This window comes from Microcoleus sp. Z1_B2, from assembly GCF_036700325.1.
Lineage (GTDB): Bacteria > Cyanobacteriota > Cyanobacteriia > Cyanobacteriales > Microcoleaceae > Microcoleus.
In genome coordinates this window covers 14,041-35,097 of record NZ_JAUBOQ010000015.1, presented here as the reverse complement: position 1 = coordinate 35,097, position 21,057 = coordinate 14,041, and the positions used below count along the sequence as shown (strand labels likewise).

19 protein-coding genes and 2 pseudogenes are annotated in these 21,057 nt (G+C 46.2%); 13 read left to right on the top strand and 8 right to left on the bottom strand.

The genetic code is table 11. The annotated features are described in order from the left end of the window. Window positions 1–32: 32 nt before the first annotated feature. Window positions 33–1,475: pseudogene (gene gltX / locus QT984_RS10945) on the top strand (glutamate--tRNA ligase); the annotation flags it as partial. A gap of 366 nt (window positions 1,476–1,841) precedes the next feature. Then, window positions 1,842–2,276 carry a CAAD domain-containing protein gene (locus QT984_RS10940; RefSeq protein WP_333055098.1) on the top strand — a complete coding sequence of 145 codons (435 nt, stop codon included), beginning with the start codon at window positions 1,842–1,844 and terminating at the stop codon, window positions 2,274–2,276. Window positions 2,277–2,418: 142 nt separating this feature from the next. On the opposite strand, the gene QT984_RS10935 is transcribed toward QT984_RS10940, so the two are convergent. After that, window positions 2,419–6,102, bottom strand: a complete 3,684-nt coding sequence (locus QT984_RS10935) for a CHAT domain-containing tetratricopeptide repeat protein (protein ID WP_333373981.1) — start codon at window positions 6,100–6,102, stop codon at window positions 2,419–2,421. Between the two features lie 667 nt (window positions 6,103–6,769). Between QT984_RS10935 and QT984_RS10930 the strand changes: the two genes are divergently transcribed. Next, window positions 6,770–7,948: a hypothetical protein gene (locus QT984_RS10930; RefSeq protein ID WP_333373979.1), complete on the top strand. Its 1,179-nt coding sequence runs from the start codon at window positions 6,770–6,772 to the stop codon at window positions 7,946–7,948. 148 nt (window positions 7,949–8,096) lie between these two features. Here QT984_RS10930 and QT984_RS10925 read toward each other — a convergent pair whose 3' ends face one another. Next, window positions 8,097–9,374 carry an aspartate aminotransferase family protein gene (locus QT984_RS10925; RefSeq protein ID WP_333373977.1) on the bottom strand — a complete coding sequence of 426 codons (1,278 nt, stop codon included), beginning with the start codon at window positions 9,372–9,374 and terminating at the stop codon, window positions 8,097–8,099. Between the two features lie 128 nt (window positions 9,375–9,502). Between QT984_RS10925 and QT984_RS10920 the strand changes: the two genes are divergently transcribed. Then, window positions 9,503–10,780: a ribulose bisphosphate carboxylase small subunit gene (locus QT984_RS10920; RefSeq protein WP_333373975.1), complete on the top strand. Its 1,278-nt coding sequence runs from the start codon at window positions 9,503–9,505 to the stop codon at window positions 10,778–10,780. A gap of 419 nt (window positions 10,781–11,199) precedes the next feature. Here the strand turns inward: QT984_RS10920 and rbsK are convergent, their stop codons facing one another. Then, a complete protein-coding gene (gene rbsK / locus QT984_RS10915; protein WP_333055064.1) occupies window positions 11,200–12,120 on the bottom strand; it encodes a ribokinase in 921 nt (306 codons plus the stop codon). Window positions 12,121–12,328: 208 nt separating this feature from the next. On the opposite strand from rbsK, the gene nblR reads away from it, so the two are divergent. From nblR to QT984_RS10895, 4 genes are all read left to right on the top strand, one after another. Then, complete coding sequence (nblR, locus tag QT984_RS10910) at window positions 12,329–13,024, top strand: response regulator transcription factor NblR (RefSeq protein WP_333055065.1); 696 nt, start codon at window positions 12,329–12,331, stop codon at window positions 13,022–13,024. 135 nt (window positions 13,025–13,159) lie between these two features. Next, window positions 13,160–13,690: a DUF192 domain-containing protein gene (locus tag QT984_RS10905; RefSeq protein WP_333055066.1), complete on the top strand. Its 531-nt coding sequence runs from the start codon at window positions 13,160–13,162 to the stop codon at window positions 13,688–13,690. A gap of 457 nt (window positions 13,691–14,147) precedes the next feature. Continuing rightward, window positions 14,148–14,462, top strand: coding sequence for a hypothetical protein (locus tag QT984_RS10900; RefSeq protein WP_333055067.1), 315 nt, complete (start codon window positions 14,148–14,150; stop codon window positions 14,460–14,462). A 12-nt stretch (window positions 14,463–14,474) separates the two neighbouring features. Next, complete coding sequence (locus QT984_RS10895) at window positions 14,475–14,690, top strand: DUF2949 domain-containing protein (protein ID WP_015179531.1); 216 nt, start codon at window positions 14,475–14,477, stop codon at window positions 14,688–14,690. A gap of 55 nt (window positions 14,691–14,745) precedes the next feature. Here QT984_RS10895 and QT984_RS10890 read toward each other — a convergent pair whose 3' ends face one another. The 3 genes from QT984_RS10890 to trpC all read right to left on the bottom strand — a co-directional run bounded on the left by QT984_RS10890 (window position 14,746) and on the right by trpC (window position 17,481). Next, on the bottom strand, window positions 14,746–15,903 hold the full coding sequence (locus QT984_RS10890; RefSeq protein WP_333055068.1) for an alanine--glyoxylate aminotransferase family protein: 1,158 nt from the start codon (window positions 15,901–15,903) through the stop codon (window positions 14,746–14,748). A gap of 83 nt (window positions 15,904–15,986) precedes the next feature. Further along, the gene (locus QT984_RS10885; protein WP_333055069.1) at window positions 15,987–16,232 is read right to left on the bottom strand and encodes a DUF5340 domain-containing protein; all 246 of its coding nucleotides are present in this window, start codon (window positions 16,230–16,232) and stop codon (window positions 15,987–15,989) included. Between the two features lie 349 nt (window positions 16,233–16,581). Beyond that, window positions 16,582–17,481: an indole-3-glycerol phosphate synthase TrpC gene (gene trpC / locus QT984_RS10880; RefSeq protein WP_333055070.1), complete on the bottom strand. Its 900-nt coding sequence runs from the start codon at window positions 17,479–17,481 to the stop codon at window positions 16,582–16,584. 154 nt (window positions 17,482–17,635) lie between these two features. Between trpC and QT984_RS10875 the strand changes: the two are divergent. The 4 genes and pseudogenes from QT984_RS10875 to QT984_RS10860 all read left to right on the top strand — a co-directional run bounded on the left by QT984_RS10875 (window position 17,636) and on the right by QT984_RS10860 (window position 19,276). After that, window positions 17,636–18,055 (top strand): annotated as a pseudogene (locus QT984_RS10875) (element excision factor XisH family protein). Next, complete coding sequence (locus tag QT984_RS10870; RefSeq protein ID WP_333055072.1) at window positions 18,040–18,432, top strand: XisI protein; 393 nt, start codon at window positions 18,040–18,042, stop codon at window positions 18,430–18,432. The pseudogene QT984_RS10875 and the gene QT984_RS10870 overlap by 16 nt, the downstream one beginning before the upstream one ends. Window positions 18,433–18,587: 155 nt before the next feature. Beyond that, a complete protein-coding gene (locus QT984_RS10865) occupies window positions 18,588–18,920 on the top strand; it encodes a DUF433 domain-containing protein (protein WP_333055073.1) in 333 nt (110 codons plus the stop codon). After that, the gene (locus QT984_RS10860; RefSeq protein WP_333055074.1) at window positions 18,917–19,276 is read left to right on the top strand and encodes a DUF5615 family PIN-like protein; all 360 of its coding nucleotides are present in this window, start codon (window positions 18,917–18,919) and stop codon (window positions 19,274–19,276) included. Before QT984_RS10865 ends, QT984_RS10860 begins: the two co-directional genes overlap by 4 nt. A 215-nt stretch (window positions 19,277–19,491) precedes the next feature. Here the strand turns inward: QT984_RS10860 and QT984_RS10855 are convergent, their stop codons facing one another. Next, window positions 19,492–19,767: a type II toxin-antitoxin system Phd/YefM family antitoxin gene (locus tag QT984_RS10855; RefSeq protein ID WP_333055075.1), complete on the bottom strand. Its 276-nt coding sequence runs from the start codon at window positions 19,765–19,767 to the stop codon at window positions 19,492–19,494. A gap of 28 nt (window positions 19,768–19,795) precedes the next feature. Beyond that, a complete protein-coding gene (locus QT984_RS10850) occupies window positions 19,796–19,945 on the bottom strand; it encodes a hypothetical protein (protein ID WP_333373972.1) in 150 nt (49 codons plus the stop codon). Between the two features lie 190 nt (window positions 19,946–20,135). On the opposite strand from QT984_RS10850, the gene QT984_RS10845 reads away from it, so the two are divergent. Beyond that, window positions 20,136–20,897 carry a lecithin retinol acyltransferase family protein gene (locus tag QT984_RS10845; protein ID WP_333231851.1) on the top strand — a complete coding sequence of 254 codons (762 nt, stop codon included), beginning with the start codon at window positions 20,136–20,138 and terminating at the stop codon, window positions 20,895–20,897. Window positions 20,898–21,057 lie beyond the last annotated feature (160 nt).

Sequence of the window (21,057 nt, the reverse complement as noted above, 5' to 3'; positions counted from 1 at the left end):
AAATCGCCCCCAATCTAAAAGCAAAAATCTACATGAATGTCAGAGTCCGTCTAGCCCCCAGTCCCACCGGAAACCTACACATCGGTACCGCCAGAACCGCCGTATTCAACTGGCTGTTTGCCCGCAACCAAGGCGGCCAATTCATCCTGCGGGTAGAAGACACAGACGTAGAACGTTCTAAAAGCGAATACACCGATAACATCCTCGAAGGACTCACCTGGCTGGGTATGAACTGGGACGAAGGCCCGAGTTTTCAGTCCCAGCGTCTGGAAATATACCGCCAAGCAGTCCAAACCCTTCTAGACAATGGACTCGCCTACCGCTGCTACACCACGTCGGAAGAACTCGACGAAATGCGGGAAGCACAAAAAGCCAACAAACAAGCCCCCCGCTACGACAACCGGCACCGCAACTTGACAAGCAAAGAGCGCGCAGCTTTTGAAGGCGAAGGGCGACAAGCTGTGATTCGGTTTATCATCGACGACGATCGCACAATTTCTTGGAACGACATGGTGCGCGACACCGTAACCTGGAAAGGTAGCGACCTCGGCGGCGATATGGTGATTGCCCGTGCATCCAGCGGCGGCGTCATCGGCCAACCCCTCTACAACCTCGCCGTAGTTGTCGATGACATCGACATGGGCATCACCCACGTCATCCGCGGCGAAGATCACATCGGCAATACTCCGAAACAAATATTGCTGTACGAAGCTTTGGGCGCGACAATCCCAGAATTTGGCCACACGCCGCTGATTTTAAACTCCCAAGGACAAAAGCTTTCTAAACGCGACGGCGTAACCTCGATTTCTGACTTCAAAGATATGGGCTACCTGCCCGAAGCTTTAGTTAATTACATGACTTTGCTCGGTTGGACTCCGCCGGATTCAACGCAGGAAATATTTACACTGTCGGAAGCAGCAGAATTATTTACATTCTATCGAGTCAACAAAGCCGGTGCAAAATTTGATTGGGATAAACTCAATTGGCTAAACAGTCAATACCTGCACAAAATGCCAGTGCCGCAATTGACAGATTTGCTGATACCTTATTGGTGGCAGAAAGGCGGTTATGAGTTTGACTCAGAGGCCGATCGCCCTTGGCTCGAACAAATAGCTGCTTTAATCGGCCCGAGTCTCGTTCGCTTAACCGATGCTGTGGATATGTGCAAGGTTTTCTTCTCCACCACGGTGGAATACGAAGAAGAAGCACTCGCACAGTTGCAGCAACCAGGGGCTGCACAGGCTTTACAAGCAGTTGTAGAAGCGATGGAAAGTCATTCATCCCTGACATCAGCGGAAGCTCAGAAAATCACTAAAAAGCTCAGTAAAGAGAAAACTCTTAACAAAGGGCTAATTATGCGATCGCTCAGAGCAGCTCTGACAGGTGCAATGCACGGCCCCGACCTGATAGAATCTTGGGTAATCCTTCACCAGCGAGGAACGGCTAAAACCCGTTTGCTTGATGCCATTAGCAACTTGAATTTGCCTGGTGTTGGTGTGGCGGCCGAAACTCCAACCCCAGAACAACCAAACGCAGAAACAGTCGCCGAAACCCCTGCTACAGAACAGCCAGCAGTCGAAACACCGATTGTTGAAACAGCAGCGGCCGAGGTGACAGCAGTCGAAATATCGCCTGTGGAAACAGTCGAAATATCGCCTGTGGAAACAGTCGAAATATCGGCTACCGAAATACCCGGAACGGAGGTTTTAGCAGTCGAAATATCGCCTGTGGAAACAGCCGGCACCGAGGTTTCAGCAGTCGATATTTCGGCAGTTGAAACAGCCGCAGCAGCAGTTGAAATACCTGCAGCCAACCAGCAAAAAACTATTGCGAGTGGAGAAATGACTTCATCAAACGAACCAGAAACAACCGTTATCATCACCGAAATTCCTGCCGGAAATGAAGCAGACAGTTCCAGCGGTACAACAAAAGTCATAATTACCGAAGAACCGCCAAGTCAGGGCCAGCAGATCAAAGAACAAATTATCTCAATTTTGTCCGAGTTTCCCGCTTACATCGGCAGCTTTTACGAGCAGTACAAAAGTCCCCTGACTGTTATCGGTGTAATTATAGCCTCGATTGTCTCTTTGAAAGTGCTTTTGGGCGTAATAGATGAACTCAACGACATCCCCTTGCTAGCACCGACATTCGAGCTAATTGGTATCGGATACACCGGGTGGTTTGTCTACCGCTATTTGCTGCGATCGTCCAACCGGCAACAATTAGGTCAAGAAATTCAAGCATTGAAAGAACAAGTTTTCGGCAAAAAGTCCTAAACTTTTGCGGGTAGTTTGTTGAATTTGTGCCCGACATTGATAACTTTAAATAAGTTGTTAGTGTCGGGTTTTTAAATGACTAATAACTGTTGACTGTTGACTGTTGACTGTTGACTGATGACTAATCACTAATCACTAATAACTAAACCCCAGCCGCCGTAAAAGCCGCCCAATAATAAGGATTAGCAAAAGGATAGGGTTTGCGGTTGCGAATTTGCTGCAAAGAAGCCTCCGCAATCAGACGAGAACTTTGAGAAAGCCGATCGAACATTTGCGAAATTTGAGGTTGAAAATCCGCCAGCAACACCTCCAATTCCTCGCTAGTCAAATCCCGCAGCCACCTTTGAGCGTCCCCCAGCGCGATCGCCACATCTCCCACCTGCAACCGAGAAAACCGTCCCAGATTTTCATAAAACTTGCTCGTCAGCAGCAGCGTAGAAACATCATTCACCTTCCAAAGACTGCTAACCACACTAGACGTGCCAGCATACAACAAACCCGCCGACAAACCCACAAAATCTCCTCCAGCACCGCTAACTCCGCCAGCGGCAATTTCGCAACCAGATAAAGTAACTAAAAAATATTGTCTAAAATCCAGATTTAAAATTTCCTCCAAACTCAGAGAATCATTCCTCAAAAACACTGCAGATTTCAGTGGCCAAGCCAAATTAAGCAAACTAAAACAAGCAAAATGAGCGCATTTTTTCTGCTGCCAATGCCCTATTTCTTGGGGCAAATCCCCATTATTAGCAGACATTTCTTGGGAAAAAGCCTCTTTAATTGCCGGCTTATGGCGCACAACTTCTGTACTGGCAAAATACTGGGAAATAGTGCCGATTTCAATGTTGCTGTAGAACGCATCTCTGGTGAAAGTTGGAATGGCCAAAAGCTGCTGCAAACGGGGTCTGTACCGACCAATAGCCGCTCCGTGTGCACTTTGTCTCAACAGCAATAGCTGACAGCTAGGAGCATAGCGAATTCCTCCGGGAAATCGATCGAGCAAATAAGTAGCAGGCGCTGCAACGTCGCCAAAAGACGAACTTTGAGAAAAATCCGAAAGGCTGTAGGTTTCCACCTCAACAAAACCGCTGCGATCGCTCCACCCAGACCTAAAAATTCCCCCACCATCCTCAAATCCGTCTCTCCCCGCCAAAGGCAAAGCGTGGAGTGGCAAAGCGTGCAAAAATCGGTGCGGCACAAAAATCAGCCGATCGCAATTATCGGGAATCAGCGCCACCACTCGATCGATTTCCAGCATCGTAGCCAAGCGTTTGAGGCGAGTCTGGAGATGATTGATCCAGCGACCTTTTTGTTCAGAATAAGCGGTGAGGTACTCCTGGCCCCAACTTTCGGCAGCCAAAGCATTTTCCGGCGAACACAGGTGAACGGCGGGATATTGTTCACTCTTTACCACCACAAAAGCAACCAGCAACTCTCCCAAACTCGCCCACACCACAGCAGCGCAATTGTCATCAGGCAACAATTGGCGAATTTGCTCGAAAGCGATCGGTTCAACTTTGTGAGCTAGGCTGAAGAAAGGGTCGTTTGCCTGCACCTCCCGCGCAATCAACCTATCAAACTGCTTCCACAATTGATTTAAGTGCATGAAGTCCAAGTTCGGCATTAGAGAACCGCTGTTCAAACCTTGGCTATCGCCCTCAGAAATCAAAGTCGTGTTCGGCTCAGGTTCTCCCTCTTCTTGGTGCCGCTGTTCCCCTGCTATTTCCAGTTGCAGCGACTCCAACTCGCTTCGCACCGCTGCAGGAATTTCGGCTTTCGGAGTCAAGTGGCATTTAAGCAGCAGTTCTACCAAATTCCGATTTTTGTGGCGTTCGGCGTATTCCAGAGCCTTAGCGTAATATTCAGGTTGGCTGGCGCCTAGTTCCAGGCAAACTTGCACCAGGCATTTATAGAGTCCAGCCCAGGTGCGGGTTAATTTGACTTTTGCGGTACTCGTCCGTGAAGCGTAGCTATCCCGTAGGGAATCGCCAAAATCGACTGTATCAACCCCAACTTCGCAGCGCAAGAATTCAACAGTATCGACAGCAGCAGTAAAAACCCCGTAAGCGCGAAGCAAGTCGCCTCGAACTCGGTAAGCTTGACCCAAATAAAATAAAATTTCAGCCCAGCGGTGGGGATAGGTTTCGCGAGTGTAGACTTGGGTGGCGCTGTGATAGCAGCCGATCGCGCTTTCCATGTGCGACAAGTTTTCCGCCTCCGTCAGTTGCGAATAAGCCCTACCGAGATAAATTTGCAGCATTGCCCAGCGGTTGGGATATGCCTGCCTGGTGTAGACTTCGCCCGCATTTTGATAGCAGGCGATCGCGCTTTTGAGGTTGCGATTTTTTTCCCCTTTCACGTGTTCGCAGAAAGCGCGGCCGAGGTAGGCACACAGCATGGCCCAGCGTTCGGGAGTTTTTTGGCGGTTGCAAAAGAGCAAAGCATTTTGATAGCAGGCGATCGCCATTTCCATATTTTCGGCTTTTTCCCCTTTCACCCGCCGACTGTAGATCCTACCGAGGTAAGTTTGGATCGAAGCCCAGGCTTCGGGAAATTTGATGCGGGTGTAGACTTGTAAAGCATTTTGATAGCAGAGGAGCGCCATTTCCAGATTTTCCACCGGATCGCCTTTGATGCGATCGACAAACACCCGGCCCAAATTCCTTTGAGTCGTCGCCCACTGCTGCGGAAAAGCTTCCCGAGTCCGCACCTGCAAAGCTCTCTGATAGCACGTAACCGCGTATTCGAGATTTTCAGCTCGGTTGCCCCGCAGCAACTCGCAGTAAGCATTTGCCAAATTATTTTGAGTTGTGGCCCAACGCCGGGGAAACACCTTGCGGTTGTAGACTTGCAAAGCATTTTGGTAGCAAGCGACTGCCAGTTCCAGATTTTGGGCTCGGTTGCCCTGCAGTCGCCGACTGTAAGCACGGCCGAGATTGTTTTGAGTGCTCGCCCACTCTTCCCCAAAAGTTTCGCGGGTGCGAACTTGCAGCGCGTTTTGATAGCAGGCGATCGCGTGTTCTAGATTGTCTGCCGGATCTCCCCTGAGACGCTCGCTGTAAGCGTTGCCCAGATTATTTTGCAGCGTCGCCCACTGTTCCGGGTACTGTTCGGGCGTGCGTACTTGTAGGGCATTTTCAAAGCAAGCGATCGCCTGTTCGATATTTTGAGCCTTATCACCTTTGGGGCGATCGCTATAAGCGTTGCCCAGATTGTTTTGCATCACCGCCCATTCTTGGGGAAAGTCTTTGCGGGTAAACACCTTAGCAACTGTTTCGTAACCGGCAATTTCGATTTCCAAGTTATTAGCCTTGCTGCCGAGGGGAAACCGCCCAATTTTGTTGCTCAGATTGCCGATTAACGCTGCAATGCGCCTTCTCTCGGATTCTTTGGCAGCAGAAAACACCAAATTTGCCCAGCAGCGCAGCAGTTCTGCGAAATTCTGGTCGAGTTTGTCTAAATTGTTTCTCAGCAGCGAGTACAGGTGCTGCGAATCAGCGCCGCGCGCCACTGCTTGCAATACTTCTGCTAAAAAAGCCAGATATGCTGCCCCGGTTGCGGGCAATTTATAATTCCCTTTTGCAGATTCTAAGGGTGCGATCGCCCTTTGGAAAAATTTTGCAGCTTTCAGCAAGCTTTCTCGCGTCAGCGCCACTTCTTCCACATAAAGCGTTTGCACGAACCCAAAGTCGATCGACTTTGGGTTCGTCCTCAAAATCAAATCTATTCCTGAGTCCCCAGGATTTTCCAGCAGCGCTTGGAGCATATTAACATCAGTTTTGCGACGCTGTTCGTCCATCGTGCATTCCGCCAAACTATTAACCATAGGAGCGCTGCTTCCCTGCAACCAATTAAATCCAGAAATCGGGAAATTTGAATCCCTAATTCTATTTACCCTCCTTTCGACTTAAAATCAATGGTAGGTGTGACTCGTTTAACCTAAATGAGTAGTAATATTCAAGGATTGCTAGCCTAACCCCCTTGTTAGTATAACTGAGTACACTTTTTGAAGCATCTATCAAGAAGAGTTGACGCTCAAATAACTCTCTTAGCAAAATATCCAACCAATTGAACTCGCTGCGACACAAATTTTTGTCTGCTTGACAATGACTAACGGGACTTAGACATTTTAAGGCCCCTTTAGGGGCTGAAAACCTATCTGGACAAGCAAAACAGGTTGATGACCTAAAAACGCCTGAAACCTTGGTGCATACTAGACTTATGCCTATTCGAGCTAAAAGTCTTTCTATCTCTGCCTTTTACGCCATTTTAGCTTCGATTTTTGTCTAAGTCCCGCTAATTAGGTTGATATAGTTTTACAAAAGGTCTAAATATAGTCGTCTTCAAAGGACTTACATCGGTTGGCAGCCACGCAGGTACAAAATTCATCAAGAAACCCAGTTTCTAGTGTATGATTTATAAATCAGGAATCTGCTGTAAGTTTCTATCGGCACAATACTTGACCAATCTTAATATAGGCAGGAGAATTTGCAATGAGTACACAACAAGATTTATGGAAAGCCACTAGCTGTTACTTTGGAGATCGAGTGGAAGAGGGACAAGTTCTCGCAATAGCTACGTATGTTGATCGGCGACGCATTTGTTTTCTGCTCAAGGGAAAAACAATAGGTCAATGGGTTCCCGAAGAATCTTTATACGGATCTGTCTCCTCCTTCAAAGTCGAAAAAGAAGCTCAAAAAGAAGCCAAAGATGATGTGAATACACTGATACAAATTGTCGAAGATGATAAACAAATTGTTGAAACCCAAAGCGTCAACATCCCAGACATATCATTTTTCCTACAAACAATTATTGGTGGGCTTGAATTTGGAGCAAAACTTGTCGTAGATCCTCTATCTTTCTCATATAAAGTGGTTGTTAGTTTGCTAGAAACCATACCAAGATTAGTAATTGCCGTTAAAGATGAAATATTGAAAACGGTTGAATTATGGAGTAAAGTTTGGAAACAAAGGGTTTTCACCACACTAATTGAAGGTGAAAAAGTTCATTACAGTAGCTCTAAGAAAATAGTAGATCAGTTAAGAATTGACTATCCTGATGAAACCAATCATCAACTTGCAGAACGCATTGTTTTGGAGAAGGCTGTGTATACAAGCATTACCGGTTTTATACAAGGCTTAAGTAGAAGTTGTGCAGGTAAGCTTCCAGAAGCAATTAGTGATTTTATTGCAGGGAATAAAGGATTTGAAACTCTGCATCAATTACTCAATAGTCGTCTAGTTAATTTTTTTGATACCAATAGCTTGCTGGTAGAGATGATTTACCAAATTTCTCTTATTTATGGTATTGAAAGCGGTGAAGGTGATATTTTAGTCATTTTAGGTGCTGCCTTTACCAAACAAATGGTTGATTTCTTGGGAATGCAATTCTTGATTGGTTCACCCTCTGATATAAATCCGCTAGTACCACCAGTCAAAAATATGTTGGTATTTATGGCAGTGGGTTACACTGCTATTAATTATTATAAAGCTAAAAAAGAAACTGGTAAGATGCCAATAGGTTCCTTAGAAGCTTTATTATCATTAGAGAATCAAGCGTTTGCTTATTTGACAGAAGCATCGTCAAAAGGTCCCGAACTAGAGCAAGCTTTAGCTAATGCTATTTCCGTTGAAGCAGTTGCTGTTCCACAATTATTTTCGGCTAAAAGCTAAATTGTCGAGAGAGTACAGCGGATTGTAACTTGATAGGTACTTCTATAAGGCGAGAGGGTTTTTTTTCATCTGGTTGTACCTACGCGACTGCAAGCCGCTGTAAGCGATAAGAGTGGGGTTTTCACCCCACTCCGGGTGAGGAAACTAACTAAGCTAGAGTATTTCCCAAGGAAACGATCGCACTTTCCACTGCTTCCAAAGCTCGATCGACTTCAGCAGCAGTGACAATCAGCGGCGGGACAAACCTCAGCACTTTCGGCCCTGCAGGAACCAACAAAACTCCTGCAGCGATGGCAGATTTGACGATATCAGCGGATGTAAGTTCGATGTCAGCTTGCAATTCCATCCCGACAATCAAACCCCAGCCCCGCACCTCGGCAATTAAATGCGGATATTCAGCCGCCAACTTGTTGAGCCCTGCTTTCAACTGTTCCCCGCGCTGCTGCACGTTTTCTAGAAGGTTTTCCCGTTCCAAAGTTTGGCAAACGCACAAAGCTACAGCGCAAGCAAAAGGATTGCCGCCGAAAGTGCTGGCGTGACTTCCCGGTTCAAATACATCGCAGGAAGACTTGCACAGCATAGCGCCGATCGGGATACCGCCGCCTAACCCTTTGGCAGACGTAAAGATATCCGGTTCAATGCCGAGGTTTTCGTAGCCCCAGTATTTGCCGCTGCGTCCCATCCCGACTTGCACTTCGTCGAGAATGAGCAAAATGCCTTTTTCGTCGCAAATTTCCCGAATTCGCTGGAAGTAGGCGATATCTCCGGGGCGAACTCCGCCTTCGCCTTGCAGCGCTTCCAACATAATTGCAGCTACTTGGCGTTCGTCTTTGTCGAGTTGCTCGATCGCACTTTCGATCGCACTAATATCGTTGTAGGGCACATAGTGAAATCCGGGAACCAAAGGGCTAAAACCCTTCTGGTATTTAGGCTGTCCCGTGGCCGTAATTGTCGCCAAAGTCCGCCCGTGGAAACTCGCAACGGCGGTAATGATTGTCGGATTCGAGATATTTAATTTTTCGTGGGCGTATTTGCGGGCGAGTTTAATTGCCGCTTCATTAGCTTCCGCGCCGGAGTTGCAAAAGAAGGCTCTGTCCGCGCAAGAATGGTCTACAAGCCACTTCGCCAGCTCGCCCTGTACGGGGATGTAATAAAGGTTAGAAACGTGGTGCAGGGTCTGAATTTGCTGAGTTACCGCTGCAATCATTGCCGGGTGGGCGTGTCCCAGAGTGCAGGTAGCAATACCAGCCACAAAATCGAGATATTCGCGGCCCTCGGTATCCCAAACGCGGCAGCCGAGGCCCCGTTCTAGGGCGATCGCAAAACGCCCGTAAGTTGTCATTACATAGCTGTCGAAGCTCTCAGAACTGAAGAGACTGGCTTCGGCTTGCACGCTTGGTTCTTTTAATAAGGTTTCTGGACTCACGAATCGCTCCTTAACACATAATATGTAGACCTCGATTGTACGGTAAAAATCCAGGTTAGCGGTGCAGGCTGTTAGTTTTGTCATAAAATCATAACAGTAACCTCAATTAATCCATTACAAATCTACTGATGAGTTATTACATTTCTCCTAACTTTCTCGATAAAGTTGCGGTGCACGTCACTAAGAACTTTTTAAATTTGCCCGGGGTAAGAGTTCCCCTAATTTTGGGAATTCATGGCCGCAAAGGAGAAGGCAAAACTTTTCAAACCGAACTGGTTTTTCGGCGGATGGGCTTTGAACCGGTGATGATATCTGGTGGGGAATTAGAAAGCCCGGATGCAGGAGATCCGGCGCGTTTAATTCGCTTGCGCTACCGGGAAGCTGCGGAGCAAATTCGCGTGCGCGGCGAGATGTGCGCCATCTTTATTAACGATTTGGATGCTGGTGCGGGCAGGTTCGATACTACTACTCAATATACTGTCAATACTCAGATGGTCAATGCGACTCTGATGAATATTGCTGATAATCCAACTAACGTGCAGTTACCGGGAAGTTATGACAGTACGCCGCTGCACCGAGTGCCGATTATTGTCACTGGAAATGATTTTTCTACGCTTTACGCGCCGCTGATTCGCGACGGGCGGATGGAAAAGTTTTATTGGGAACCCAGCCGGGATGATAAAATTGGCATTGTTGGGGGAATTTTTGAGTCGGACAAATTGTCAAAAACCGATATTGTGGCGTTAGTGGATAATTTTGCCGATCAGGCGATCGACTTTTTTAGTGCTTTGCGATCGCGCATTTACGACGAACAAATCCGCGAATTTATTCACAAAGTAGGAATCGAGCGAGTTTCCAAGCGTTTGGTAAACACTTTGGAAGCAGCGCCAGATTTCCAGAACCCGAATTTCAGCCTCGCTCATTTATTAGAAATGGGCCGTTTGATGGTGGGTCAACAAAAGCGGATTAAGGAAATGCGCTTAGTAGATGAATACAACCAATCGCGGCTTTTTAACGTTCAAGGAACCCCCAATGCCCCGGCTGCTGAACCCACCCAAAGTCAATTAAACGACCCGTCATCCAAATATTATAAGGCTTACGTCGAGCCAAGTTCTGAAGCGGGTAACGGTCATGGGGCGCGGCTGAGTTCCGAGGTATTGGAACAAGTAAAGCAGTTGTTAGCAAGAGGCTGCAAAATTGGCATGGAATATGCAGATAATCGCCGATTTAAAACTGGTTCTTGGCAAAGTTGCGCGACGATTAAAACTGCACAGGAAAAAGATGTGGTTGCATCTTTAGAAACTTGTTTGGCGGAACACGGCGGCGAATACGTGCGGCTGATTGGTATCGATCCAAAAGTTAAGCGGCGCGTAGTTGAAACAATTATTCAGCGCCCGAATGGTTAAAGTTAAAGTCCGCCAGGGAATGAATTCCCTGTCTAATAGCTAAAGTCCTCGCTATGAGGACTAATGAGTTTAAAAATTTTTATTCTCATATCATGTCCGGTTGGATTGGAATGATTAAACCGCAGAGTACGCAGAGAACGCAGAGGAAGAGAACAGAGAGATGAATACAGGACGATGCTAACGGATTTGATATCAGTCCTCTTGAGAGGACTTTAGCTTTGAGGCAGGGGTTTCAACCCCTGTCGGACTGTCGGACTATCGGTTTAATGTTAAGTTGATACCAATGAAGACAGTTGTGTCCCTACAGGCAATATCTTCTTTATCTCGCCCTAAACTACAGGACAGACAGAGATTATGCAAACCAGCGGCGAATTAGCTTTACAAGTTAAAGTAGGGTGCGCCTTCGGCACCTGACAAATTCAAATTAAATTCTGCAAAAATTTATCAAAAGTTGCCCGATCGCACATAGCAACTTGAGCACCCACTTTAGTTGTGCACAGAGCCCCCGCTGCTGCGCCCCACCGCACCGCCTCTGACAAGGAAAGACTGGCATCTAATGCAGAGGCCAAACCGCCGTTAAAAGCATCGCCAGCAGCCACAGTGTCGATCGCCTCCACAGCAAAAGCCGGTACAAAAAAGGTTTCATCCGCCGTAACAGCAACAGCCCCGCGATCGCCCAATTTGACAATAACATTCTTGACCCCACGCTCCTGCAAGTGTTTGGCAGCTACAATCGCTGTTTCGGTGTCATTCACCCGAAAACCGACTAACTGGCCCGCTTCCACTTCATTCGGCGTGATAATGTCAATTAGCGGATAAAGTTCCAGTGGCAAATCCGCCCTAGCCGGTGCTGGATCGAGAATAACTCGCACGCCCGCTTGACGAGCAGCTTTCGCAGCTTTTTGGACAATTTCCAGGGGAATTTCTAACTGTAACAGCAAAGATGTAGCTCCTGTTAACAGTTTTTTGAGACGTTCTATATCTGCTTCACCGACATTGTTATTCGCGCCCGGAATCACAATAATATTATTTTGACCTGTCTCGTCTACGGCGATAATTGCCACCCCTGAATGAGTGTTTTGGTCTATTAATACATTGTCTGTACTTAAACCATAAGATTGTAAATTTGTCAATAATTCTTCAGCAAATTTATCGTTGCCGACGCGGCCGATGATGTGGGTGGAAGTGCCGAGACGGGCGGCCGCTACGGCTTGATTTGCTCCTTTGCCGCCGCCGGCTGTGAAAAAATTGCTACCGATGATAGTTTCCCCTGGCTGCGGCAACCGGGGAGTTTTTGCTGCTAGGTCGATGTTGATACTGCCGAATACGATGATGGTCATAGGGCATGGGGCAAACAGGGCATCGGGAATTGTAACTAACAAATCACAGGACTTACCCAAAGAAACCGGGTTTCTCTGAAAAATCTTTGCTTTCTCAACTAGAGATATACGAAGAAACCCGGTTTCTGGCCTCGACGTGCGTCCAAAACTAAAATAACCAATAACAAATAACGTGCTAGAACAGTTATGGTCTCCATCGGTCAATTCAATGGCTGCAATTACTCTCGATCGCAATCCCTGTGTCCTGCTAGTTGAAACAGACGAAGTTCTCGCCGGACACTTGAGTCTCGACTTAAAATCCTCCGGCTACGAACCGGTAGTGGCTTCTAATACCGCCACAGGCCAACATTTAGCCCGTGAATTGCAGCCAGCTTTGATTGTAATCGATCGCATACTTGGCGCTGAGTCGGGGCTGTCACTGTGTTCTCACCTCAGAAGTATTGGCAATCGGGTGCCGGTGCTGCTATTGGTCGGTCGTGATACAGTTGACGATCGCGTAGCTTGTCTGGAAGCTGGGGCGGATGATTATTTTCTTAAACCTTACCGCACTGAGGAATTTTTGCAGTTGGTGCGCTTGTATTTGCAGCCGGATAACACCAGCAACGAACAATTGAGGTTTGGCGATTTAGTTTTGGATTTGGCCTCTAGGCGGGCATTACGCAATGGACGGGCGATCGACCTGACGATGAAGGAATATGAGCTGCTAAAGTATTTGATGGAACATCCCCGCGAGGTTTTGACTCGCGAACAAATTCTGGAAAATGTTTGGGGTTACGACTTTTTGGGTGAGTCGAATGTAATTGAGGTTTATATCCGCTATCTGCGGCTCAAGATTGAAGATGAGGGCGAAAAGCGTTTGATTCAGACGGTGCGCGGTGTTGGCTATGTGATGCGGGAAGCTTGAAGAAGTCATTAGTCATCAGTCATTTGTCATTTGTCATTAGTCAGTGGTCATTAGTCATTAGTCAACAATGCCCATGCCCCATGCCCTATGCCCCATGCCCCATCTAAAATCTAAAATCTAAAATCTAAAATAATTATGAGTTATTTAACTAATTTGCTCGGTATTGGAGTAAGTATATTTTTGCTGGGATGTTCGCCGACTTTACCGATCGCGAATGCTGGTGCTACTGGTATTTTGGCGGCTGAGTCTCCTACGGCGATAACATCGGGTCAAGTGCTGCCTGTTTCTGCTAGAGCTCGGATAGGCGATCGCCCAATCGAACTCGAAGTGGCGAAAACACCGGAACAGCAGGCTATGGGTTTAATGTACAGAACTTCTTTGCCGGATGACAGAGGAATGCTGTTTGAGTTTAAACCGGCGCGACGGGTCAATTTTTGGATGAAAAATTGCAAGATTTCTCTGGATATGATTTTTGTCCGGGATGGGGTGGTTGAGGCGATCGAAGTTTCTGCACCTCCTTGTACTGCCGATCCTTGTCCTACCTACGGGCCCAATACTGCTGTCGATCGAGTTATTGAACTCCGGGGCGGGCGGGCTGCTGAACTCGGTGTCAAAAAGGGCGATCGTATTGAAATCGAGTTTTTTAACGAAAACCTCGATCGATAAACAATCCCCCGGTTTCCATCGCCCAGAGATCCCCCTGCCTTGGGAATACCGGAGAAAATTTAGAAACTTTACAAAAATTGATAAAATCTATTAGAATATTAATGTAAGATTCAGTACAAACACCGGAAGATTTGCTACGATGTCGATCTCAGTCAGTCAGGACTTGAGCTTGTTTCCGGAAGCTGTAGATGGTTGGTCGCAGGTATGAGACGAGTCAGCGACTCGTTACCAATCCTGAGAGACGATACTCAGCCTCAAGGTGTAGCAACACGAAAAGAAATTCTCTGGAAGTTCTGGCGATCGAGCTAAATCTACTAAACCTATCTAAAGTAATATGCTACGAGCCAAGTTAATTGGCGGTAATTGGCAAACTTAACTTCTGGTAGCAGTTTTGGGTTTGATCGAAATATCTAACTAATTTTGCCGAAGTAGATTTGCGGATTCTGCATTTCGGCAGATGAAGTTAAACTCTGAACTTGGTTTAGTAGTTTTAGGTAGCAGAATTTATTCTGATTCGCGCTGCAGAGATGCCGAGGTATTCAGTTTAGGTTCGATCGCGATTACCAGTCGATCGGGCAGACATCAGCAAAATTGCAAAACCTTTCACTTTTTGGGAAAGGTTAGCTTTACAGTATCACTCAGCATTACGTTTGGCAGTTCAACCGCTAATAGCGTTTTAAAAGCTATCCACGGTAACAAGACAAATTTAAAACTGGCTTATTACTCATCACAAACATCAGGTTCACATCAGAAAATGGTGTCCTATACTTAGAGGTGAAATCACATGGCACCCGCTAAATACACTCGATTGATTCGATTTTTACAAGAAGATTTGGCAATTTCGCCCGCGTCAATTGCTGTCGCCGAACGTGTCGGCGATAACAAACAGCGGCAGCGCGATAGAGACCCGAATTCCTTGCCGATGGTTCTGTGGCAATACGGTTTAGTCACTCTCGAACAGTTAGATAAAATCTTTGATTGGTTATCCGAAGCATATTAAAAGGATTTTAGATTTTAGAGATAATCCAAAATCTAAAATCCTTTAACAACTGAGATTAGGATTCAGCCAAGAATTTGGCAGCCGCGGCAACGCCGGCCCCCGGAGTGTAGCCTTCATGACCCAATTCGCTCAGCACAACTTCTAAAGAGGAAATTGCTGCTAGAATATCGCGATCGCACACAAAGCCCAAATGACCGATTCGGAAGATTTTACCTTTCAAATGGTCTTGTCCGTCGGCGAGAGCAATGTCAAATCTCTTTCTCATCAAAGTCCGCACTTTTTGAGCATCTACGGATTCTGGCGGCATCACCGAAGTAATCGCAGGGCTGGCGGCATCGTCAGCAGCAAACAACGGCAAACCTAAAGCTTTTACAGCAGCGCGAGTAGTTGTCATCAACCGTTTGTGTCGCGCGAAAACATTTTCCAACCCTTCTGTTTTCATCATCTGCAGCGATGCTTGCAGGGCAAAAAACATATTGACAGGAGGAGTAAAAGGAGTGGTATTTTTGGCTGCGTCTTTGCTATATTTGCCCAAATCCAAATAATAGCGGGGCAGTTTCGCAGTTTTGTAAGCTTCCCAAGCTTTGGGACTGACGGCCACAAAACCCAAACCTGGAGGAATCATGTAAGCTTTCTGAGAACCCGAAGCAATGACATCGATGCCCCAAGCGTCCATCGGAATATTGACAGCGCCTAAGCTAGTGACAGCATCGACCATAATTAAAGCTTCACCGTGGGCCTTAACGTGGCGGTTGATGGTTTCGAGGTCGTTGAGGACGCCGGTGGAGGTTTCCGAGTGGGTGATGATGACAGCTTTGATTTGCTTCTCTGTATCTGCTTCTAGTTTTTCGCGGAAGTTTTCGGGGTCTAAAGGTTGGCCCCACTCGGCTTTAATAATTTCGGCGTTTAAACCGTAAGCTTCGGCGACTTCAGCCCAACGTTCGCCAAATTTGCCGTTGCATCCGACTAAAACTCGATCGCCCGCACTCAAGAAATTAATTATCCCAGCTTCCATCGCGCCGGTACCAGAAACCGTTAAACTCAGCACGTCACTTTTAGTTTGGTGCAGCCATTTCAAGTTTTCGGTACATTCTGCAAAAATCGCGTCAAATTCCTTGCTGCGGTGGCCCATCGGGTGTTTTGCCATCGCTAACAATGCCGCTTCAGGCACCGGCGTCGGGCCCGGAATCATCAGCATTAATTTGTTGTCCATGATATTGTCCTAAGTTTTTCTGTGGGAGTTCTATAGAATAAATCAAATACGATACGTCACGTCGCGTCGATACTCTAAGTTTTTTAACTTTTAACTCCCTTGTGGTTAATTTCATTTAGAGCCCAGCGATGTTCTACCGCTAAGTTCGATCGCTCGCAGCTTTGTTCTAATTGCTTTTGAATGGCAAGGGCTTTACGCAATGTAATAATAAGTTGGTGAACTTGTTGCTGCTGCGGCGATTGTGGACTGACAGCAAACATCGTTTTGCGCTCTAACAATTGAAGTAGCAATTCATAATGAATGTACGAAGGAAGGGGGATTGGCTCCATGAAAGCTAACATACCTCAGCGAACCGATACCCCATTGCAATTGCATGAGGCATCACGGTGAACATTAGATGCCCGATTTTTTATTTGTTTTCTAACCGTCCAATAACCTCTGCTTTGCCGATCGAATATTCGGGGCTGGGGGCGTTGGACACGCTAAATCTTGCGATCGACAGGCTTACAGAATAGATTTAATTGCTTTCTGGCAAAATATTTCTATGCAATATAGCTTTCAGTGCTATTTCTTTTTTACAGTAGCGCTTGAGTCGATGCAGGCTAGAAATTCTCATTATTTACCTACTTAATCACTTTTTATCAGAATTAAGGGTGCTTTGTCAAGCGGTCTCGCCTTTCACAGGCTGGGAGGGCGATCGGCAAGGGAGGCTAAAGCTGCACCCGGATCGGGCTGTTTGACCAGAGATTCGCCGATGAGGACGGCTTCGGCGCCTGCGGTGGCAAGTTTAGCTAGGTCGTCGGGAGTGTGGATTCCTGACTCGCTGACGATGAGGATGCCTTTTGCTTGGATTTCGGTTTGTCGATCGGCTAATAGTTGACCGGTAGTTTCTAGGCTGACGGAAAAGTCTGCTAGGTTGCGGTTGTTGATGCCGATTAGGCTGACGCCTTCTAGGGTTAATACTCGATCGAGTTCTTCGAGAGTGTGAACTTCTATTAAAGCTGTCATGCCCAATGTCTTGACAATTTTAACAAAGTATTGTAAGTCTTTGTCAGATAGAATGGCTGCGATTAACAATACAGCATCTGCGCCGTGAATCCGGGCGAGATAGATTTGGTAGGGATAGATAATAAACTCTTTGCAAAGTAAGGGTAAATCGACGGCGGCACGGATTTTAGCGAGGTTGTCGAAACTGCCTTGAAAGAACTTTTCATCGGTGAGTACGGAGATGCAGCTAGCGCCGTTTTGTTGGTAAGCTAGGGCGATCGCCACTGGGTCAAAATCTTCGCGAATTACGCCTTTGCTGGGGGAAGCTTTTTTGACTTCGGCGATGATAGCGGGTGTGGTTTTGCCGTTTTTAAGGGCGGCAAGAAAGTCGCGAGTAGGCGGTGCAAAGGGGAGTTTTTTGTGAAGTTCGGATAAGGGAGTGCGATCGCGCTTTTGGGCCACTTCAGCTTCTTTTTCCCAGACGATTTCTTCGAGGATGTGCTGGGGTTCGGCGTCGGGTACGGCGATTTGGTAGCTGAGGTAGAGTACGGAGACTGATGTGCTGGGGGGACGACGGCGGATTTGAAGCATGATAGGGGGATAAACAGTTGACAGTTGACAGTTGACAGTTGACAGTTGACAGCGAGGTTTTTAGGCTGGGGATTTATACCTTACCGCGATCGTAACAAGTTTCAACGTATTATATAATGGTTACAGTAAATCCTCCTAGCCTGAGAGCTAATGCGTGCCAGCTAAAGATATTTATCACGATACAGTTAAGCGTGCCTTACAAAAAGATGGTTGGATAATTACTCACGATCCCTTTCCCCTGCAAATTGGTCGCAAGCGTTTATCTGCCGACCTGGGTGCAGAGCGTCTAATTAATGCCGAAAAAGGAACCTAAAAAATTGTTGTTGAGGTCAAAAGTTTTGTGGGACGATCGGATGTAAAAGATTTGGAGCAGGCTTTGGGGCAGTACGTTCTTTACCGCCAAGTGCTTAATGAAATGCGGATCGATAGAAGTCTCTATTTGGCAATTTCTAAGCCTGCTTTTAAGAGCGTATTTACCATAGAACTAGGGCAAGTGTTATTAAAAAATCAAATTGTTAAACTGATTGTTTTTGATGTAAAAAGTGAGGAAAGACTTCAATGGATACCCGATTGAGATACCAAGAAATTATCAAAAGCATACTTCAGGAACACGCTAAATACCGCAATACTATACCTGACGGCTATCATTCTCAACTGTTATTTGATGAGGAACGAGGAGGATATTTAGTTTTGGATATAGGTTGGAATGATGACAATTACCTTCACGCCACACCAATCCACATCAATTTAATCGGCGATAAAATCTGGATTCAATATGATGATACCGAAGAAGGAGTGGCGACGGATTTACTGGCCGCCGGTGTTCCTAAAGAAGATATTGTACTCGGTTTTAGGCATCCTCAAGTGCGGCAGTACACTGAATTTGGAACTGGTTTGAGTGAGAAAGATGAAGAAATTGTTGCTGAATCTGCTGCTGTGCGATCGGCCTAAGTAGAGTACGGAGACGGATGTGCTGGGGGGACGGCAACGGATTTGGAGCATGATAGGGGGATAAAGGGCGATCGTAACAAGTTTCTATTATATAAGGTCGATCGCCCTTTTCCATATGATAAAATGCGATTAACTAAGTATTCGGAGATTAACCGATGCAATTAGAAGACTATTTTGAATTTCTCGACCCCGATGACATCCGCATCAAAGGACATCGGATCGGCATTGACGATGTAATTAAATATTACTTGGATGGATATTCGCCAGACCAAATTCTGGAAGAATTACCAAGTTTGAATTTAGAGAAAATTTACGCGACGCTAACTTATTATCTGCAAAATCGGAGGCAGATGGATGCTTATATGTTGCGGCTGGCGAAGTGGCGGGAAGAACGCTATCAGGAATGGTTGGCTAATCCATCTCCTCTAGCATTGCGTTTGAGAGCAATCAAAGCACAGCGAGAACAGGAGTTACTTAACCTGAAGTGAAAATTCGTTTTTTACTCGATGAAAATTTGCCACCTAAGCTCAAAAGTGCTGTTTTAAAACTTCAACCGGAGATAGATATTTTACGGGTGGGTGATTCAACTGCACCGCCATTCGGAACTTTAGATCCAGAGATTCTCATTTATTTGGAATCATCGAAACGATTATTGGTGACGGATAATCGCAAAAGTATTCCCGGACATTTGGAGGAACATTGGGCGGCTGGGGGACAAAGTTGGGGATTAGTTTGGGTGCGTCCAAGTGGAAGTATCGGCAGATGGGCAGAAACAATTCATTTTATTTGGGATACTACTGAAGCGGAAGAATGGATCGATAAGTTAGATTGGATTCCATATTAGAGAATGATGTGGAAAAAGTACGCGCGTGCGTAGCTATCCCGTAGGAATCGCACTTTTGGGCCGCCAAAATCTCTTCGCTAACCCGCAAGTCCGCCGGGGGTTGAAAACCCCCGTCTCATAGCAAAAGTCCTCTAAAAGAGGACTGAAAAGTCAATTCAATAAACAAAGGTCGATCGCGCATTCCCAATTTTTACCAAAAGGTCGATCGCACATTTCTAAGTTCCCGATAATTCACTGACAGTCTGAGTTTTGACTGTTCTATCTTTTGCGTGTTTCAGAGCACTTAACAAGCGATCGGCATTTTTGGGCGATCGCAGCAGGTGCAATGTCTCCAATAAGCTTGCCAACTCGTCAGCGGCAATTAAGGCTACGTTTTCGCCGTCTTTGCGGGTGATGATGATGGCATCGCGATCGCTGATGACTTGTTCGCACAGTTCATCAAGATTGGCCAAAGCTTCAGTATAGGTTACTTGGGTTTGTGTGAGTGACATGGTTTTTGGCTTCCCAATACTAAGGATATTATAAGGGCGATCGGGCTTCTTTTTCTATGTTTGGGCGGGAATAGTTGGTTTTGACATACTCTTTTAGTATCGGTGCAAGAGTAAAAAATGTGCGATCGCCCTCCGGGATTTTTTCAACAAATGAACGCCGTCCCAAGGATTGCATCACTTGCAAAAATTGCGATCGAGATAATTGCAGATTCTCTCAAAAATTTCGCTAGAATGCCATTAAATAAATCTTGAATCATTGTTGCCACTATTTTTAACTTCTTGCAGAGCGTCTAAGTGTTTTCCCGTATTGACTGAGCCTGGTTATCTGTGATATTCAATACTTATTGAACCTCACGTAGTTACAAGCTATGGCAAAAGGCGATCATATCTACATTCAACACGTTGGATACACTCATCACGGTATCGACTGTGGCGATGATAGTGTTATTCATTTCGGAAGGCGTGGGGGTGAAAAAATTTGTCGTATTTCTAAAAAAGATTTTGCATCAGGAAACAAAATTAATGTAAAGGAGTATGGAAAATGTTATTCAGATGATTCAGTAGTCAGACGAGCAGAGGGCAGGTTAGGCGAAAAAGGATATGACATTTTCAGCAATAATTGTGAGCATTTTGCTTATTGGTGCAAAACAGGAAAATATAAGAGTGAACAAGTAGCACAAGCTCAAGCTGGAGTTGCTGGTTTAGTTCAAGGAAGCGCTATTGGCGCAGGAACCAAGTTTGCAACTAAAATCGCCACTGAAGCTGCTATTAAATCTGCTGACCCTATATCTAAAGTTCTCATCAATGTAGGGCTTAAACAAGCGCCTGCTGTAGCGGGTAAAGCGGCTGCTGGTATTGTAGGTGTGGGTGGCATAGCCAGTGGATTAGCTGCTGATTTCATAGTTGGCAAGATACTTGAAGATGATGAAGCTTTGACTGAACGCGAACGTGAAGCACGAAAAAATGGAAGAATAGCAGGACAAGTTGCATCAACAATTGGAGGTGTTGGCGGAGGTATTGCTGCTGCTACGGTTGGTGGTAGCGTTGCCATTGCTGCTGCTGTTGCGGCTCCCGCAGTATTAGGTATAGCAATTGGTTTAGGTGCTTATCACCTACTCCAAGGCGAGTGAAAATTGATTTAGCTGCTGAAAGAGCGATCGCCCTTCTATTGTTGAAGTGCGATCGCTCTTTTTTTGGCTCTTCAGTAGTTAATATGCTAAATGAATAGCTGGCGCCAGGAAAGAAAGACAAATGAAGCTAGGAAAATAGCTGGGAGAGTCATTACCGGGG

Bases quoted from the DNA above. Each gene is read 5' to 3' on its own strand.
- QT984_RS10885 (WP_333055069.1), bottom strand. From the start codon at position 16,232: ATGGAGCCAATCCCCCTTCCTTCGTACATTCATTATGAATTGCTACTT.
- QT984_RS10845 (WP_333231851.1), top strand. From the start codon at position 20,136: ATGGCAAAAGGCGATCATATCTACATTCAACACGTTGGATACACTCAT.
- QT984_RS10920 (WP_333373975.1), top strand. From the start codon at position 9,503: ATGAGTTATTACATTTCTCCTAACTTTCTCGATAAAGTTGCGGTGCAC.
- QT984_RS10855 (WP_333055075.1), bottom strand. From the start codon at position 19,767: ATGTCACTCACACAAACCCAAGTAACCTATACTGAAGCTTTGGCCAAT.
- QT984_RS10870 (WP_333055072.1), top strand. From the start codon at position 18,040: ATGGATACCCGATTGAGATACCAAGAAATTATCAAAAGCATACTTCAG.
- QT984_RS10890 (WP_333055068.1), bottom strand. From the start codon at position 15,903: ATGGACAACAAATTAATGCTGATGATTCCGGGCCCGACGCCGGTGCCT.
- nblR (WP_333055065.1), top strand. From the start codon at position 12,329: ATGGCTGCAATTACTCTCGATCGCAATCCCTGTGTCCTGCTAGTTGAA.
- QT984_RS10905 (WP_333055066.1), top strand. From the start codon at position 13,160: ATGAGTTATTTAACTAATTTGCTCGGTATTGGAGTAAGTATATTTTTG.
- QT984_RS10930 (WP_333373979.1), top strand. From the start codon at position 6,770: ATGAGTACACAACAAGATTTATGGAAAGCCACTAGCTGTTACTTTGGA.
- rbsK (WP_333055064.1), bottom strand. From the start codon at position 12,120: ATGACCATCATCGTATTCGGCAGTATCAACATCGACCTAGCAGCAAAA.
- QT984_RS10935 (WP_333373981.1), bottom strand. From the start codon at position 6,102: ATGGTTAATAGTTTGGCGGAATGCACGATGGACGAACAGCGTCGCAAA.
- QT984_RS10940 (WP_333055098.1), top strand. From the start codon at position 1,842: ATGACTTCATCAAACGAACCAGAAACAACCGTTATCATCACCGAAATT.
- QT984_RS10865 (WP_333055073.1), top strand. From the start codon at position 18,588: ATGCAATTAGAAGACTATTTTGAATTTCTCGACCCCGATGACATCCGC.
- QT984_RS10900 (WP_333055067.1), top strand. From the start codon at position 14,148: ATGAAGTTAAACTCTGAACTTGGTTTAGTAGTTTTAGGTAGCAGAATT.
- trpC (WP_333055070.1), bottom strand. From the start codon at position 17,481: ATGCTTCAAATCCGCCGTCGTCCCCCCAGCACATCAGTCTCCGTACTC.
- QT984_RS10895 (WP_015179531.1), top strand. From the start codon at position 14,475: ATGGCACCCGCTAAATACACTCGATTGATTCGATTTTTACAAGAAGAT.